This is a genomic window from Deinococcus arboris (assembly GCF_009755355.1).
Taxonomy (GTDB): domain Bacteria; phylum Deinococcota; class Deinococci; order Deinococcales; family Deinococcaceae; genus Deinococcus; species Deinococcus betulae.
Genome location: NZ_WQLB01000028.1, coordinates 26364 through 40094, shown reverse-complemented (window position 1 = coordinate 40094; position 13731 = coordinate 26364). Strand labels below are relative to the sequence as shown.

Below are 13731 nucleotides of genomic sequence, written 5' to 3'. Positions count from 1 at the left end.
CAGGGACGTGGCCACGGCTGTGGGCCGCCCGTACAGCGAGGTCCGCGACCTAACGGGTCAGCAGTCAGCGAAAAGGTCTATGTCCACCTCTGCACCAAGAGAACCCAGGAGGGCCAGGTGTCGGCCCCTTAAGTGAAGGGCTGGGCTGGCGGTGGTTGCGGGGTCCCATTTCACCACCACGGTTACTTCCAGATTCAGTCCGAGGTCGGCCACAGCCTGACCCAGTGCGCTCAGTCCCTTCTCTGCCAGCGTCAGCAGCTCATCCACGAGCAGTTCCAGATCAAATTCTGGACGTTCAGTGAGGCCAAAAGCCCAGTGGTCACACACGGGGACAGTCCGCCCTGCAAGCTGGGGATCGCGCGCACTCCGTTCACCTCGTCGCCACGTCTGGGAAGGAGACAGGCCCACGCGCGCCGTGAAGTCGTCAGGGTCGAAATCGCCCGTAACGGACAGATAAACCCGCATGCGGGGCGCTGGAAGCACCGTCACTCTTGGCTGCTCGTCCAGCCCACCTTGCTGTGGGTGCCGTCGCAGTAAGGCTTATTGCTGCTTTGGCCGCAGCGGCACAGGGCGGCCCTAACATCGCGGACCTGACCTGCCGGCGTGTCCAGCACCAGGTTGCCGCGCAGCACGAGGGGGCCATCCGGCAGGGCGCGCACCTCGGTGGGCTCCTGGGGGCGTTCCGCCTCCTGACTGTCCAGTACGTAATGCAGCGCCCCCGTGGGGCAGGTCCTGACCACAGCGGCGACGGCCTGCGCCCCCGCATTTTCCGCCTGAATCCAGGGGCGCTCCTTGGGCCTGAACACTTCTGGCAGGCCGCGCACGCAGTTGGCCACATGCACGCAGCGGCGGGCGTCGTAATACACGGTGACGCCCTGGCCGGTGTAGGCCTTGCCCTGCGCCAGGTCGTCGTTGGTAGGCGGTGCTGCGGGGGTCATGGGTCAGTGTACCGGCTCGTTGGCCCCCGCATAGGCGCCGCAGCGCGCGTGCAGCCGCGCGAACTCGGCGCGCAGTTCGGGGGGGTGATCCACCCGGAAGTCGCACTCCAGGCCCAGCAGGAAGGCGGCAAAGCTGTGCAGGTCCTCTCGCTGGGCGCGCAGACGGGTGCCGCCCCCCTCGGCGTCCAGGTCGGTGTCCCACAGCGACACCCGGCCCTGCAAGGCTTCGGGTGGGGCCGCCAGCCACACACTGACCGCATGGGCCGTGGGCGGCGCCCGCAGCTGCGAACGCAAGAACGCGGCGGCGTCAAAGTCAGGCGGCGGGAGGAATGTGGTGTCCAGCACGGCCAGGTCGCTCAGACGGTCAAGGCGGAACGACCGCCGCGCCGCCCGCAGGTGGCACCAGCCCACGGCGTACCAGCGGCCCCCAAAATGCACCACGCGGTACACGTCGGCCTGGCGGGTGGTGGCGGCCCGGCCCGGCGCGGCGTAGCTGAACTGTACGGTGCGCGCCTGCCGCACCGCCCGCAGCAGTTCGGCCAGCACCTGTGCCCCCACCCCCACCACCCAGGGTGCCGGGTCCAGATGCACGCTGCCTTCTAAGGCCTGCACGTCGTCGCGTAGGGCCGTGGGTAAGCTGCGCGACAGCTTGGCCCCGGCACTCTCGGCGGCGGGGGCCAGGGCGTGCAGCCCCAGCTGGCGCAGCGCGCGCAGGCCCAGCGCGGCCGCCAGGGCTTCTTCGGGCGTGAACATGAGGGGCGGCAGCCGAAACCCAGGCTTGAGGCGGTAGGCGCCGCCCACCCCCCGGCGGCCCTCCACCGGAATGCCCAGGTCTTGCAGGCGGGTCACGTAGCGCTGCACCGTGCGCGGGCTGACCTCCAGGCGGCGGGCCAGTTCTGCGCCGGTCACGCTTTCGCGGGCCTGCAAGAGTTCCAGCACGGTGAGCACCCGCATGGCTGGGTCGTACATACCCGCAGTCTAGCCGGCAAAGGCGACACATCCTGACGGGAATCACGATTACGCTGAGGGCAGATTCACCCACAGGAGGTTCACCCATGACCCTGACCGCCGATGCCGTTCTGTCGCTGTCCACCTTTCTGCCCCACTGGCAGGGCCACCGCGCCCTGACCCGCCGCACCATCGAGGCCTTTCCCGAGGGCGAGCTGTTCACCTTCACCCCCGCGCCGCCCATGCGTCCCTTTGGGCAGATGGCCGGCGAACTGCTGTTCGTGAGCGCCATGACGCTGGACGGCCTGCGAACCGGCGAATGGCCCGAACCCGACTGGTCCACCATGCCGCAGACAAAGGCCGATCTGCTGGCCGCCTGGGACGCCCTGAGTGACCGCCTGGCCGCCGAGTGGAGCGGTGTGAAGGCCGAGACGGTGGCCCGCCTCCAGCCGCTGCCCTGGGGCGAGATGCCGGGGTGGGTCGCCGCCATGTACGCCGTGGACAACGAGATTCACCACCGGGGCCAGGGCTACGTGTACCTGCGCGCACTGGGCCAAGAGCCGCCCGCCTTCTACGAGCGCTGATGCTGTCGGCCGAACTCGCCGCCCACTGGCTGGGTCACCACCGCCTGACCGGGCACTATCTGGCGGCGTTTCCAGACAGCGCCCTGTTGACCTACGCCCCAGCCGAGCCCCTGCGGCCCTTCGGCGCGATGCTCTGGGAGGTTCACGGCCAGACCGACTATGTGCTGGCGGGCCTGAGCAGCGGGCACTGGGGAGAGCCGCGCTGGGCCGAGGCGCCGAGCACCGACCCCGCCAGTCTGCGCTCGGCCTGGGCCGAGCAAACCGCGCGGTTGTCCCGCGAATTGCCGGGTATTCCCGACGCCCATTACCTGACCCTGCAGCACACAGGCTGGGGCGAGATGACGGGCCTGGCCGCCGCACTGGGCGCTATTGACAACCAGACCCACCACCGCGCCCAAGGCAGCATCTACCTGCGGGAACTGGGTCTGCAACCGCCTCAGTTCTGGGACAGAGGCGCAGGACCGGCATGAGCGCTGTCGCCAGCGGGACGTTTGCCGTCACCTTCCGGCCACCGGGCGACCTGCCCGCTGTGGTGCCCGGCATCCAGGAACTGGCCTTCGACAAACTCTGGACGGGCGACCTCAGCGGCCACAGCCAGGGGCACATGCTGGCCTACGCGCAGACTGCGTATGTGGCGCTTGAGGTGTTTACGGGCACGCTGGCGGGCCGGACAGGTCAATTCGCCTTTGCACATCTGGGCGACCAGGCTCAGGGGCAGCAGCGGCTGCTCTACCGCATCGTGGAGGGCTCTGGTCAGGGCGACCTGAGCGGCATCTGCGGCGAGCTGAGCCTGAGCATCACGGACCAAGAACACAGGTACGCTGTGCACTACACCCTCTAACCCCCTTTGAAAGGAGCCTCTATGTCGAACCTGGATTTTTTGCTGGAATCGTTTCGCCGCAACGCCCGCGTGAACGAAGTCCTCCTGACGGCCCTGAACCCCGCCGACTTTGCCCTCAGTGACGGTCAGGGCGGCTGGACAGTGGAGCGGCACCTGCGGCACATGGCGGGTTTCCGCGTGAGCTGGCTGTGGAACCTGTCGCGCGACCACGCCATGCCCCTGCTGGACCCCACGCGCACAGACGCCGACGGCGACCCCATGTGGCGCTGGCAGGAGAGCCCGCCCGCCGAGCTGAACGCCGCCTTTACAGCCGGCGACGAGGCGGCAGTTAAGGCCGTCGAAGCCCACCTGGCGTCCGGCGAACCGTTTGCCGATCCCTGGAATGAAGGCAGTTACCGCGCCAGCCCCGCTCACTTCTTGCAGCACACCATCGTGCATGACAGCCACCACCGGGGTCAGGTCATGGCGCTGCTGCGTCAGGGCGGGCACACCAAGGACCAGATGGACGAACTGGACAACCACTGGGCCATCTGGCGCGAGTAAAGGCCGGGCGGCTGGGGCACCACATCCCAGCCGCCCGGCCTGTGTTGCCCGCTACGGCAGGGTGGGCTGAAGGTCGGTGCGTTCCAGCTCGCGCTGCACGCCCGCCGTTTCTTCCAGAAAAGTCAGGCGTTGCAGGGCAGGCAGGCGCTCAACCAGCGCGGTCTGCACCTGCCGGTCCAGGCCAACGACCATGCCGGCGGCAAACAGCACCAGCACAGCGCCAAACACCTGCTGAAGGCCGTTCAGGCGGCCCAGCAGCGCGGGCCGGTGCAGCAGGCGCCGACCGCCCCACATAACGCCCAGCATGGGCAGCGCCACGCCCAGCGCGTAGGCCAGGGTCACAGCGGCGGCAAAGGCTGTCACCTGACCGCTTAGGGCCAGGGTGGTCACGCTGGCCAGAATAGGCCCCACGCAGGGCGTCCAGACTACACCCAGGGTCGCGCCCACCAGCACGCCGCCCAGAAACCCGTCGCCCCCGCCGCCCGCCCGCTGGGGCAGGGCGCGGCTGGCCGCACGTTCAAAGCGCGCTTGCAGAGCGGGCACCGCCAGCGTCAAGCCAAAGCCCGCCAGCATCACCACCGCCACCCAGCGAATGGCATCCGGGCTGAGGTTCAGGGCCGTGACCACGCTGGCCAGAAACAGCGTGAGCAGCACGAACGACCCGAGGAATCCGGCGATGATGCCGGGGGGGCGGCCCCGCCCGCCCACCGTGCCCGATAGCAGCACCGGCAACACGGGCAGCACGCAGGGCGACAGCACCGTCAGCAGCCCCCCCACAAACGCCACAAGCAGCAGCAGCACAGCCGCTCACATCTTCTTGGCGGCGGCCGCGTTGGCCACAATCTGCTTCAGGCCGCCGCCACTCCACTTGCGCAGCGCCTTGCCCTGGGCGTCCACCAGCACGAAGGTGTGCTGGTAGGTAATGCCGTACTGCTTTTTCAGGGCCGCTTCCTTGTCGTAGTCGGTCTTGAACACCACGACGCCTGCGGGCAGGCTCCCCAGATTTTTCTGGATGTCGGCCTCGGCGGCGCGGCAGTTGGGGCACCATGACGCCCAGAAGAACAGCACCCGCTGCTTGCTCTTGGCGGCGTCAAAGGCGGCCTTGCTGTAGGGCTGGTAGCCGGTGGCCTTGGCCATGGTGCTTATGTCGTGGCCGGGCATGCTGGCGGCGGCGGTGGCGGCCAGCGCCATCAGCATGAAAGGGGCGGCGGTACTCAGGGCGGTCAGGGTGAATCGGGTCATGGTCTCCCTCCGGTTTGGGTACGGGTGCAGGGGGCCTGCGGGTTCATTCTGGCGGGCGCCCCACTGCCCGCTGCGTCTGAAGGGCGCCGTCCAGCACGCGCAGGCCGCGCCCGCCCTCGGCCACGGCAAAGGTGCCGTCGGGCAGCACCTCCACGTCCATGGGGTGCGTCAGCTGGGTGCGGGTGGCCGGGCCGCCCCTCAGGGGCACCCGCGTCACGGCGCCGCTGCGGTCGGTCAGCACGGCCACGTCGCCGTTCACGCTCAGCTTGTCGGGGTGGCCGCCCACCGCCCAGGTCTGCGCCACACTCAGGTCGCCCCGCAGCCGCAGCAGGCGGCCCTGCACGTCCAGCACCAGCACGCCGTCCCGCACCGCCGCTAGCGCCACGGGCATCCCGCCCAGGGGCAGGCGGCGGCGCACGGCCAGGGTGTCAGGGTCCAGCACGCAAACCTCGCCCCTCAGGTGGTGCGTCACCAGCAGGTGGCCGCCCAGCAGCAGCACGCCGTCCATCGCGTCGGCCAGGGGCATCCCGGCCTCGCGGGCCAGCGTGACCTGCGCGCCGTCCAGGGTGCCCACCGCGCCGCGCACGCTCTTGAAGTACACCCGGCCGCCCGCCGCGCCGCTGTCGGCGCTCAGGCCCGCCACCCCGTCCGGGACGCGGTGGGTGCGGGTGAGGCGCAGCGGCGTCAGCGTCAGTTCCAGCACCCGGTCGTTGGCGGCGTCAGCCAGGAATACCCGCCGCCCCAGGCGCACCCCCTCGGTAAACCAGGGAGTCTGGGCGGCGGGGGCCGTCAGGGTGGCCTGCACCTGCCCGCCGCGCAGCAGGGTCAGGGTGCCCTGGTGATCGTTGCTGGCCACCAGCAGGTCGCGGCCTGCGCTCACCACCACCGCCGGGTCGGGCAGCGCGCCCGCCACCCCGCGCGAGGGACCCAGAAGGTTCAGGGTGAGCAGTGCGCCCACCGCTGCTGCGGCGCTCAGGGCCGCTGGCCACCAGCGCCGGGCCGGGCGGCGGGCGCGGGCCAGCACCTGGGCGCGCACCGCAGGCGGCGGGGCCATAGAGGGCACCTCGGCCAGCAGCGCAGCCTGCACGCCGCGCAGCAGGGCCAATTCCGCGCGGCACTCGGCGCAGCTGCGCAGGTGGGCCTGGGCCGCTCCACTCAGCGGCTCGTTGTGGGCAACGTGGCGGTGCAATTCGCCCTGCACCAGCGGGCAGTGTGTCTCTAGTCCAGCCACGAACGGGCCTCCTCGCCCAGCAGGCGCCTCAGATGGCCCAGCGCGTGGCTGAGCCGACTTTTGACCGTGCCAACCGGCACCCCCATGCCAGCGGCAATATCTTCACGGGTTTCGCCGCGCAGGTACGCGCGCTCCACCGTTTCGCGGTGCGCCGGGCTCAGGCCGCCCAGGGCCTGACGCACGCGGCGGTGCCGGGCTTCATTCTCACTGCGCTGGGCGGGGCCGGGTTGCTCGTCGGGCAGCGGCCACTCGGCGCCGTCCTCGGTGTATAGCGGCGCGGTGACCTTCGTGGCCCGCAGGCGGTCCAGCGCCCGCGAGCGCGCCACGACCAGCAGGTAGGATCGCAGGCCTGCCCGCGCCGGGTCGTAGGCTTCTGGCCGCTCCCACAGCCGCACGAACACGTCCTGCAAGATCTCCTGGGCGCTGGCGGTGTCCAGCAGGCGGGTCAGCACCCCGTACACCGCCGCCGCGTGCAGGTCGTAGGCCTCGGCTAGGGCCCGTTCGTCGCGGCGGCGCAGCCGGGCCGCCAGAAGCAGCTCTGGGGGCGGCTCGGGCTGAGCCTGCTGGGGTGGGCTCGCCTTAGTCATAAGAGTCCACGTCACGTCCAGAGTACGCAGCGCGGCGCCCTGGGGTTCAATGGGCAAGCAGGCCGGGCCGCTCAGCCGCCTCTGCCGGTGGCGTCAGGGCCTTGCGCATCAGGAAGTTGGTGTGGCCGGGCGGGTAGTCCTGTTCCTCGGCGTAGACCACGTAACCCTGCTGCTCGTAAAAGGGGCGCGCCTGAAATTCCCAGGTGCTGAGCTTGGCGCGGGTGCAGCCCAGCGCCGTGGCCTGGGCTTCCACATCGCGCAGCAGACGGGCGCCCCAGCCTTGGCCGCGCAGGGGCTCACGCAGCCACATCAGGTCAATCTCCAGCCAGCCCCACAGCGGCACAGCCCGGCCGGCGCAGCCGCCCAGCACCTCGCCCGCCTCCGAGAGCAGATAGCTTTCCAGAGGCACACTCAGGCGGTGTTCGGGGGTCAGGCGCTGGCGCAGCATCTCACTGCGCTCGTCGTTGTAGGCGACCAGCGCAGCTGACACAGCCGCCTCACGCTCGGCGTCAGTGCCAGATTCCAGACGGTAGGTGGGCATGGGGCCAGTCTGGCGGGGCACGCGGCATCCGCCAGATTGCCCAGCGAGCAAAGCACCAGCCCCTGACCGCGTGGCCAGGGGCTGGTGGAGGAGAAGGCTGGAGGGGCGTTACGCCGTCGTCTGTGGCATGGCCTGCTGCTCGCCGCTCACGCGGGCCACGGCCTCGCGCACCACATCGCCGGTAATCAGTTCCTGACTCAGCAGGGCCTCGGCGACCTCATTCATCGCCTGGCGGTACTGGGTAACCAGCTCGCGCGCGCGCTCGTAGGCGCGGTTAAGGATGCGCTTTACGTCCTCGTCCACCAGCTGACTGGTGTGCTCACTGAACGCCTTGGGCTTGGCCATGTCCTCGCCCAGGAACACGGGGCCGCTGTCGGTGGTCAGCGCCATGTTCTTGAAGTTGTCGCCCATGCCCCACTCCAGCACCATCTTGCGGGCAATGTTGGTGGCCTTGCGGAAGTCGTCGGCGGCGCCACTGGTCACGCTGCCCATAAAGACTTCTTCGGCGGCGCGGCCCCCCAGCGCGACAATCAGCTGGTTTTCCAGGCGCTCCTTGCTCATCAGCACCTGCTCTTCAGGCAGGTAGAAAGCAGCCCCCAGCGCGCGGCCACGCGGAATAATGCTGACCTTTTGCAGCTTGTCGCTGCCCGGAATCACAGCGGCCGTGACGGCGTGCCCGGCCTCGTGGTAAGCGATGGCCTTCTTCTCCTGCTCGCTCACCGTCAGGCTGCCGTTTTCCAGGCCCAGGGTAATTTTGTCCAGCGCCCGGTAAAAGTCGCTCATGTCAATCTGGGTCTTGCTCAGGCGGGCGGCCTCCAGCGCGGCCTCGTTGGTCACGTTCTTCAGGTCGGCACCCGAGAAATACGGTGTGCTCTTGGCAATCTCGTTGACATCCACGCCCTGCGCCATCGGCTTGTTGCGCAGGTGAACTTTGAGAATCGCCTCGCGCTCTTTCAGGTTGGGCAGGTCGATCGTCACCTGACGGTCAAAGCGGCCGGGACGCAGCAGGGCGGGGTCCAGTACGTCGGGGCGGTTGGTCGCGCCCAGCACAATCACGCTGCTGGCCTTATCAAAGCCGTCCATCTCCGAGAGAATCTGGTTCAGGGTCTGCTCGCGCTCGTCGTGGCCGCCGCCAATGCCGGCGCCGCGCTTGCGGCCAATCGAGTCAATTTCGTCAATGAACATGATGGCCGGGGCGCTCTTGCGGGCGTCCTCAAACAGCGTGCGCACGCGGCTGGCCCCCACGCCCACGAACATTTCCATGAACTCAGAGGCGCTGACGCTGAAGAACGGCACGTCGGCTTCGCCGGCAATAGCTCGGGCCAGCAGCGTTTTACCGGTGCCGGGAGGACCCACCAGCAGCACACCCTTGGGAATCTCGGCGCCAATCTGGTGGTACTTGCCGGGGTTTTTCAGGAAATCCACGACTTCTACCAGTTCGCGCTTGGCTTCCTCGTGGCCCGCCACATCCGTGAACTTGGTGGGCACGCGGTTTTCCTTGCCGTACTTCTTGGCGCGCGACTGGCCAAACTGCATGACGCCGTTCTGGCCGCCCTGAGCGCGCATAAAGAAGAAGTACATCATGGCGAACAGCAGGATGATGGGCAGGAAGTTCAGCAGGATGCCGAGCCACTGGCTGGGCTGCTCGAAGCGCAGCTGCACGCCCCGGTCTTCCAGTTCGTTAATCAGGCCGCCGTCGGGCGTGGCCAGGCTGCTGGGCAGCCGCACGGAAAAGTCACGCAGCTCGCGGGGCTGCAACCCCTGGGCGGTGTTCACCTGCACGTCAGTGGGCGCTTTCAGGGTCACGGCGGCGTTGTTTTCACGCACCACCACGCGCTCGACCTGATCGCGTTCCAGCAGAGACTTGAATTCGTTGTAGTTCACGCTGGAGCGTCCGCTCATGGGGGCCTGCGAGAACATCAGGAACAGGGCCAGGACGAACAGGACGATCAGCCAGGGATTGAGCCGTTTCAAGAACAGTCCTCCAGAAGGGAGAAGAAAAGAGGGGTGGGGCGCGCTTCGCCCCGCTGAACTTGAGTGTACCAGACTCAAGGTGCGTGAGTAGGGTCCGCCTTACACCTGCTCTTTAGGGTTTGACAACTTTGGGCCGCCGGGCGCGCCAGGCCAACAGGATCAGCAGGGTCAGCGGCAGCGCCACGAACAGCGCCAGAAACAGCAGCGGAGGCAGGCCATTCAGCAGGAGGCCGGGCCACGGGCCAGACGGCTCGAAGCGCCATTGCACGCCCTGCTCGTTCAGGTCGTTCATCAGGCGGCTGCCGGGGAGGGCGAGACTGCTGGGTAGCTGCACGCTGAAGTCGCGCAGCTCACGGGGCTGCACCCCCTGAACGGTATTGACCTGCACCTCGGCGGGCGCTGTCAGGGTCACGGCGGCGCCCGTTTCGCGCACCACCACGCGCTCAATTTGTCCGGCGGCCAGCAGGCGCTGAAACTCGGCGTAGGGCACAGGCGCGGCCCGGCCTCCGGCCAGCCACTGCCAGCCCAGGAGGCCCAGCGCGGCAAAACACAGCAGGGCCAGCACCCCGCCGGCAACGGGCCACAGGGAAGGTCTGGGAGGGGTCACCTCGCCATAAGACCGCCTGTGGCCGTCTCAGGCAAGCGGCGAAAGGATGAGCCGGGCACGCGCCTCTGCTGGCAACGGCGCAGTATCCTGCGGGGAAATGATTGATGTGGCGACCACCTGGCAGCAAGTGTGCGCGGCGCTCGCCGGAGGCGACTACGACGCCGCATTCGGGATTCTGGACGCCGCCATGAATGAAGCCCGTAAACCAGCGCAGGCCCGGCTGGCCCTCTACCTGGGCCACCTGCACGCCCTGTACGGCGACGCGGCCACCACAGAACTGGAAGCGGCGCTGCGCGCGGCGCGCACCTTGGACCCGGCCCTGCGGGACGACGCCCTGCTCCTGGCCCTGAGCGCCGAACTGGACGCCCGCACGCGCGGCCCGGAGGCCACCGCCCCGGCCCAGAGTGTGCGTGGGGCCGCCGATCCTCTGGCCCGCTTTCACGCCCTGTGTGCCCTGGCGCTGGGTGAAAAGCCGCAAGAAGCCCTGGACATCGAGCTGACCAGCCGCGACCTGCCGGAACACCTGCGCTGGCGTCTGCGGTCCTGGGAGGCCGACGCCCACGAGAGCCTGGGGCAAAGTGCCGAGGCCGCCGCCCTGTACGCCGAGGCGGCGCACCTGGCCAGCGGGGTGAACCGCGCCGTCATGTTGCAGGAACAGGCGGCGCTGCACCTGCAACTGGGCCAGCCTGATGCCGCCAAGGCCGCGCTCGACCAGGCCCGGCCCCTGTACGCCGCGCGCCCCAGCCCCGACGAGGCCGAGGAGCAGGGCCTGAACCTGGCCACCTGGCACTACCTGCGCGCCCAGGCGCTGCTGAATCTGGGCCAGCCCGAGCAGGCCCACGACATGATTCGGGAAGCGGCCCGCCTGGAAGGCCAGCACGGCGACCCCAGCTACGGGGTGGCGCTGGTGCGCGGCCAGGTGCTGACCCATCTGGGCCGCACCGAGCAGGCCCTGGAGGCCTTCGAGACGGCCCTGAACCTGTCCACCGACGCCGACCGCCCCTTTGCCAACCACGAGCTGGGCGTGGCGCTGCTGGACCTCGACCGCCCGGTTGAGGCCCGCGAGAAGCTGGAAGCGGCGCTGGCCGACCCCGAATACCCCTACCTGCCCGAGGTCCTGGCCGACGTGGCCGAATGCGATTACCGCCTGGGCCGCCTGCCCGAAGCGCAGCTCGGCGCCGAGCAGGCGCTGGCCCAGGGGGCCGTGATTCCGGCCAGTCTGGTGCTGGGCAGCGTGGCCCTGGATTACTTTCAGCTGGATGACGCCCTGGAGCACTACGAGCGCGTGATCCGCGAGGCGGCGCCCGGCAGCCGCGACTGGATCACCGCCCACCAGATGGCCGCCGACGTGCTGGCCCAGCAGGGCTTTCCCAACCCAGCTGCCGCCTACGCCTACGCCCAGCAGGCCCTGAGCCACACCCCTGAAAGCGACGACTGGCACGTCACCTTGCAAGAGCATCTGCGGCGCGCCGGGGACCTGCTGGCCCAGCAGGGCGCGCAGGGCGGCCGAACACTGAACTGAGAGGAACTCCGATTGAATCGTTTTTCTCAACGATTCGGCTGGAGAAAGAAGGGGCACAACGGGTGCGGGCGTGGATGTGTAGGCCGGCGCTCTCCGAAGGTGTCAACGAAACAGACGGAATCCTTATGAGAGTGGGGTAGAGGTTAGAGGAGCGAGCCCCCAACCTCCCACCCCCCTTTATTTCTTGACCGTATAAACCGTGGCGCTGCCCGGCTGGCCCAGCAGGCCGGCCCCCACCAGCAGCTGCGAGCCGTCTGCGGCCCAGGCCAGCAGCGAGGTCCGCAGGCTAAAGGCCCCGGTGCGCGTCAGCAGGGCGCCGCTGGCGGTGTCGTACACCTGAAGGGCATTCTGGTTGTCGCCGGTCAGCACCGCCAGTTGCTTGCCGTCGGGGCTAAAGCGCAGGGCGCGCACCGCCTGACTAAACACCAGAGTCTTGAACGCGGTGGCCGCGCCCGGCTTGATCAGCGCAATGCGGTCATCGTTCTCGCTGCCGTAGGCGACGGCCAGCGTGCCGCCCCGGCTCTGCTGGAACTCGTAGGCTTCGGCCCCGGCCGGCAGCTTGAAGGCCACCGTCTTGCGGCCGCTGGCCAGCTCGTAGCGCAGCAGATCGCCCTCATGTGGGATCAAGAGGAGGCTCCGGCCATCCAGGGTGGGCAGGGCGTCGTGAATGTCCTCAACCTTCAGCTTGGCCGCCGTCACGGTGCCCACCACCTTGCCGCTGCGGCTGTCCAGCAGCGCGGCGCCGCCGTAGCCGCTGACGGCGGCCAGCGTGCCGTCAGGCGAGGTGTGCAGCGTTTCGTATTCGGCGTCCTCGTCCAGGGTGGCCACGCGCGTGACTTTGCCCGCGCGGTACACGTTGACGGTCAGGCCGCTCAGGGTCCACAGGCTCTCGCTGTGGGCCTCGGCGGCCAGCAGGTTGTCCCGGTTGCCGGCGTTCAGGGCCACGCCGGTCTTCAGGTTGAGAAACTCGCCCACTCCCGCGTGCGGCACGCCCCCCACAAACGCGCCGGTCCAGGTGTTGCTGGACGGCAGCGTGACGCGCGGGCGCGGCGGGGCGCTCAGGTCGGCGGTGCTCAGGCGGCCCACCGAGCGGCCCAGGGCCAGCACGGCGCCGTCCGGCCCGCCCAGCAGAGGTTCGTAGGCATCGAATTCCAGGGCCTCGCCTACTGCCTCGCCGGTCTGCACGTCGTACAACTGGCCCTCGCCGTACTCGGCATAGACAAACTGCGTGGGGTTCAGGAAGACCACGCTGCCGCTGAGGCTCAGGTCTTCCCCGCCTTCAACCTCGGTGGCCCCGGTCTGGCCCTCCCGCAGAATCAGGGTCTGCTCGCCCAGGCGCACGACGGCCGCCTTGCCGTCCGGCGCAAAGGTGGCGGCCAGTTCGCTCCAGTCCTCGTCCACCTCGCTGGTGGCCAGCACGGCCCCACTGGTCAGCGCTGTGCCGCCGTCCAGCTTCAGCAGCGAGACCTCGGTGTCAGTGAGGGTCACCAGCCGCTGACCGTCGGGGCTGACCGCCACGTCGCCCAGGTCGCCGCCCCCCAGCAGGGGCGTGCGCTGCCCGGTCGCCACCGCCACGCGCACCAGGGTGCCGCGTTCCAGCAGCAGCAGGTCGCCGCGTGCGTCGAAGGCCACGCGGGCGTCCAGGGCGGGGGTGCCGCTGCGCAGTTCGCGGCCAGAAGCCACGTCCCACACCACCCAGCGGTCACGCGACAGGGCCGCCACCCGCTTGCCGTCGGGGCTGGCGCTCAGGCCCAGCACGTCACCGCGCAGGCTGTACCAGCTGCGCACCGTTTTCAGGGCGGCGTCCAGCACCAGCACGCCGTTGTCGGCGTTGACGACGACCTGGCCGCCCGGCAGAAAGGCGGCGACGCTGGTGTCGGCCCCCGGCACCGTGTACACCTTGGGGTCCGCCAGAGTCAGGGCGCTGGCCGCGCCGGACAGGGCCAGGGTGACGCCCAGCAGGGCGGTGCGCAGCAGAACAGGCGGATTCATGGCTGTCACTGTACTCAAGTTGCCCCTGGGAGGGGGCCGGGTTGAGGGCTGGCGGAGCCGCTGGCCCGACCGGAAGACCCAGGAAGGTTACGGATTCTCTCGGTCATGCCCAGACTCTGCGCTGTGCCTTCTTGCGTGAGGCTGTTCTCCGCCGACAGTCTTCTACGGGCTTGAAGGAGAG

Annotated in this window: 16 protein-coding genes; 5 read left to right on the top strand and 11 right to left on the bottom strand. The window is 69.2% G+C overall.

The window, feature by feature from the left end:
- Window positions 1-57: 57 nt before the first annotated feature.
- Genes GO986_RS17040 through GO986_RS17030 form a run of 3 tightly spaced genes read right to left on the bottom strand, consistent with a single transcriptional unit; the run spans window position 58 to window position 1907 of the window.
- Window positions 58-489: a DUF4279 domain-containing protein gene (locus tag GO986_RS17040; protein ID WP_157460506.1), complete on the bottom strand. Its 432-nt coding sequence runs from the start codon at window positions 487-489 to the stop codon at window positions 58-60.
- Complete coding sequence (locus GO986_RS17035) at window positions 486-938, bottom strand: (4Fe-4S)-binding protein (RefSeq protein WP_157460505.1); 453 nt, start codon at window positions 936-938, stop codon at window positions 486-488. Before GO986_RS17035 ends, GO986_RS17040 begins: the two co-directional genes overlap by 4 nt.
- Window positions 939-941: 3 nt before the next feature.
- Window positions 942-1907, bottom strand: coding sequence for a helix-turn-helix transcriptional regulator (locus GO986_RS17030; RefSeq protein ID WP_157460504.1), 966 nt, complete (start codon window positions 1905-1907; stop codon window positions 942-944).
- 86 nt (window positions 1908-1993) lie between these two features.
- Between GO986_RS17030 and GO986_RS17025 the strand changes: the two genes are divergently transcribed.
- The 4 genes from GO986_RS17025 to GO986_RS17010 are packed head-to-tail and all read left to right on the top strand — an operon-like array spanning window position 1994 to window position 3854.
- Complete coding sequence (locus GO986_RS17025) at window positions 1994-2470, top strand: DinB family protein (protein WP_157460503.1); 477 nt, start codon at window positions 1994-1996, stop codon at window positions 2468-2470.
- Window positions 2470-2940 carry a DinB family protein gene (locus tag GO986_RS17020; protein WP_157460502.1) on the top strand — a complete coding sequence of 157 codons (471 nt, stop codon included), beginning with the start codon at window positions 2470-2472 and terminating at the stop codon, window positions 2938-2940. The genes GO986_RS17025 and GO986_RS17020 overlap by 1 nt, the downstream gene beginning before the upstream one ends.
- Window positions 2937-3311 (top strand): DUF3224 domain-containing protein, encoded by a 375-nt coding sequence (locus tag GO986_RS17015; RefSeq protein ID WP_157460501.1) that lies wholly within the window; start codon window positions 2937-2939, stop codon window positions 3309-3311. The genes GO986_RS17020 and GO986_RS17015 overlap by 4 nt, the downstream gene beginning before the upstream one ends.
- A 21-nt stretch (window positions 3312-3332) precedes the next feature.
- Complete coding sequence (locus tag GO986_RS17010) at window positions 3333-3854, top strand: DinB family protein (RefSeq protein WP_157460500.1); 522 nt, start codon at window positions 3333-3335, stop codon at window positions 3852-3854.
- A 51-nt stretch (window positions 3855-3905) separates the two neighbouring features.
- On the opposite strand, the gene GO986_RS17005 is transcribed toward GO986_RS17010, so the two are convergent.
- From GO986_RS17005 to GO986_RS16975, 7 genes are all read right to left on the bottom strand, one after another.
- Window positions 3906-4655, bottom strand: coding sequence for a cytochrome c biogenesis CcdA family protein (locus GO986_RS17005; protein ID WP_157460499.1), 750 nt, complete (start codon window positions 4653-4655; stop codon window positions 3906-3908).
- Window positions 4656-4661: 6 nt separating this feature from the next.
- Entirely contained in the window at window positions 4662-5096 is a 435-nt protein-coding gene (locus tag GO986_RS17000; protein ID WP_157460498.1) for a peroxiredoxin family protein, read from the bottom strand.
- 43 nt (window positions 5097-5139) lie between these two features.
- Window positions 5140-6327 (bottom strand): YncE family protein, encoded by a 1188-nt coding sequence (locus GO986_RS16995; RefSeq protein ID WP_157460497.1) that lies wholly within the window; start codon window positions 6325-6327, stop codon window positions 5140-5142.
- Window positions 6315-6914, bottom strand: coding sequence for an RNA polymerase sigma factor (locus GO986_RS16990; protein WP_157460496.1), 600 nt, complete (start codon window positions 6912-6914; stop codon window positions 6315-6317). Before GO986_RS16990 ends, GO986_RS16995 begins: the two co-directional genes overlap by 13 nt.
- Window positions 6915-6960: 46 nt before the next feature.
- The gene (locus tag GO986_RS16985) at window positions 6961-7455 is read right to left on the bottom strand and encodes a GNAT family N-acetyltransferase (RefSeq protein ID WP_157460495.1); all 495 of its coding nucleotides are present in this window, start codon (window positions 7453-7455) and stop codon (window positions 6961-6963) included.
- A gap of 108 nt (window positions 7456-7563) precedes the next feature.
- On the bottom strand, window positions 7564-9429 hold the full coding sequence (gene ftsH, locus GO986_RS16980) for an ATP-dependent zinc metalloprotease FtsH (protein WP_157460494.1): 1866 nt from the start codon (window positions 9427-9429) through the stop codon (window positions 7564-7566).
- Window positions 9430-9541: 112 nt separating this feature from the next.
- Window positions 9542-10036, bottom strand: a complete 495-nt coding sequence (locus tag GO986_RS16975; protein WP_157460493.1) for an ATP-dependent metallopeptidase FtsH/Yme1/Tma family protein — start codon at window positions 10034-10036, stop codon at window positions 9542-9544.
- A gap of 97 nt (window positions 10037-10133) precedes the next feature.
- Here GO986_RS16975 and GO986_RS16970 point away from each other — a divergent pair, with 97 nt between their 5' ends.
- On the top strand, window positions 10134-11558 hold the full coding sequence (locus GO986_RS16970) for a tetratricopeptide repeat protein (RefSeq protein WP_157460492.1): 1425 nt from the start codon (window positions 10134-10136) through the stop codon (window positions 11556-11558).
- 177 nt (window positions 11559-11735) lie between these two features.
- On the opposite strand, the gene GO986_RS16965 is transcribed toward GO986_RS16970, so the two are convergent.
- Window positions 11736-13550 (bottom strand): WD40 repeat domain-containing protein, encoded by a 1815-nt coding sequence (locus GO986_RS16965; RefSeq protein ID WP_157460491.1) that lies wholly within the window; start codon window positions 13548-13550, stop codon window positions 11736-11738.
- Between the last annotated feature and the right edge of the window lie 181 nt (window positions 13551-13731).

Excerpts from the sequence above, each read along its gene's own strand:
- GO986_RS17035 (WP_157460505.1), bottom strand. The coding sequence starts at position 938 with ATGACCCCCGCAGCACCGCCTACCAACGACGACCTGGCGCAGGGCAAG.
- GO986_RS17030 (WP_157460504.1), bottom strand. The coding sequence starts at position 1,907 with ATGTACGACCCAGCCATGCGGGTGCTCACCGTGCTGGAACTCTTGCAG.
- GO986_RS17025 (WP_157460503.1), top strand. The coding sequence starts at position 1,994 with ATGACCCTGACCGCCGATGCCGTTCTGTCGCTGTCCACCTTTCTGCCC.
- GO986_RS17020 (WP_157460502.1), top strand. The coding sequence starts at position 2,470 with ATGCTGTCGGCCGAACTCGCCGCCCACTGGCTGGGTCACCACCGCCTG.
- GO986_RS17015 (WP_157460501.1), top strand. The coding sequence starts at position 2,937 with ATGAGCGCTGTCGCCAGCGGGACGTTTGCCGTCACCTTCCGGCCACCG.
- GO986_RS17010 (WP_157460500.1), top strand. The coding sequence starts at position 3,333 with ATGTCGAACCTGGATTTTTTGCTGGAATCGTTTCGCCGCAACGCCCGC.
- GO986_RS17000 (WP_157460498.1), bottom strand. The coding sequence starts at position 5,096 with ATGACCCGATTCACCCTGACCGCCCTGAGTACCGCCGCCCCTTTCATG.
- GO986_RS16990 (WP_157460496.1), bottom strand. The coding sequence starts at position 6,914 with ATGACTAAGGCGAGCCCACCCCAGCAGGCTCAGCCCGAGCCGCCCCCA.
- GO986_RS16985 (WP_157460495.1), bottom strand. The coding sequence starts at position 7,455 with ATGCCCACCTACCGTCTGGAATCTGGCACTGACGCCGAGCGTGAGGCG.
- GO986_RS16970 (WP_157460492.1), top strand. The coding sequence starts at position 10,134 with ATGATTGATGTGGCGACCACCTGGCAGCAAGTGTGCGCGGCGCTCGCC.
- GO986_RS16965 (WP_157460491.1), bottom strand. The coding sequence starts at position 13,550 with ATGAATCCGCCTGTTCTGCTGCGCACCGCCCTGCTGGGCGTCACCCTG.